Source organism: Emticicia sp., assembly GCF_049241225.1.
GTDB lineage: Bacteria > Bacteroidota > Bacteroidia > Cytophagales > Spirosomataceae > Emticicia.
On sequence record NZ_JBMLRC010000226.1, the window covers coordinates 1 to 1,374 of the forward strand.

The window sequence follows — 1,374 nt, forward strand, 5'->3', positions numbered from 1 at the left end:
GTTATTGGGAAACTTGTTATTGGATAACTTGTTATTAAATACTTATATCAAACATCCAACATTAAAAAACTTACGCCCTTACTCCCATTTCTTCCAGTTTTTTCCTAAGAATTTTCTTGGCAAAAAATAATTGCGACTTAGATGTTCCTTCGGTTATATTAAGTTTTTCGCTGATTTCTTGATGCGAAAACCCATCAATTACAAACAAATTAAAAACTATTCTTGCTCCATCGGGTAATTCATTAACTGCCGCTAAAAGCTCTTGATTACTCATTTGACTTATCACATTATCAGTTTCCCAATTTCCCGTCGGTATATCAGGAATCTCTTCAATATTGGTCAGATTCACCTTCTTATGATAATAATCAATGCACACATTCACCACCACTCTCCTAATCCATGCACTCATTTGCTCAGCACTTCGCAGCTCATTTAAGTTTAAAAATATCTTCACAAACGCATCTTGCAGCAAATCTTCAGCATCTTCACGGCTTTGAGCATAACGGCGACAAATACCAAAAAAGCGACCTTTATACTGATGATAAAGTGCCGCTTGTGCCTTAGAATCTCGTCGGAGGCACCCTTCTAATAATTCACGGTCGTTTGACTGCACAAAAGCTGGGTAATAGTGTAGGCTATATGAATTTAATTAAAATTTACAGTTACTTTGGCTTTGATAAAGGCTTTTTCGGTTCTATAAAGTGCATATTCAAAAGTTTGTATTCCTTTCGGGGCAATTGCCGATTTATAATATATCACTTGTTTTCCTGCATTATTTTTACCAATTCTTAGATCTCCGACGGCTGGATTTGTGATTACTTTCAGTTCGGCTTTTTGATAATTAGCACAAATTTTATCATTTTGTAATACATCAATAACTAAATCGGAATTAGGTGAATAGCTCAGAACATTTAGAATATCGTCAGTCATTCCATTAGTACATTCCTTCAATTCTATGACACTTATCTCTACTGGTGCAACGGGATTTTTATTATTGTTGATGCCCATTCGATAGAAAAAAACATCTTCGCCAATAAAATCAGAGTTCGGCGTGTATATTACTTTTCGGTCGATAATCTCTGCTTTGCCATTTGCAGGCGGAATCTCAATTTTCAATGTATTTTCACCAATCGTGCTACAAGTTTTATCATTGGCTGTGACATTTATCTCGGTAGTTTTACCAGCTTCCACTGTCGCCTTATCTCCGATTGTTCCAGCATAACAGGGTAAATCAGCCATATTACGCACAAAATTTATCTTTATCTCTTCGCTTACAGTTCCTCCAGTTGCTATCTTTCCACTCACCACAAAGGCATCATTTGTAGCATTAGAATTAGTAGCCCGATAAAAAACAAATCCATTTTTAATAAACTT

Annotated in this window: 2 protein-coding genes; both read right to left on the reverse strand. The window is 35.7% G+C overall.

Going from position 1 to position 1,374, the window contains the following annotated elements; all coding sequences use genetic code 11:
• Positions 1-70: 70 nt before the first annotated feature.
• Positions 71-613, reverse strand: coding sequence for an RNA polymerase sigma factor (locus tag ACOVO2_RS12570; RefSeq protein WP_421770314.1), 543 nt, complete (start codon positions 611-613; stop codon positions 71-73).
• 32 nt (positions 614-645) lie between these two features.
• On the reverse strand, positions 646-1,374 hold a 729-nt coding region (locus tag ACOVO2_RS12575; RefSeq protein ID WP_421770315.1), incomplete at its 5' end, for an Ig-like domain-containing protein.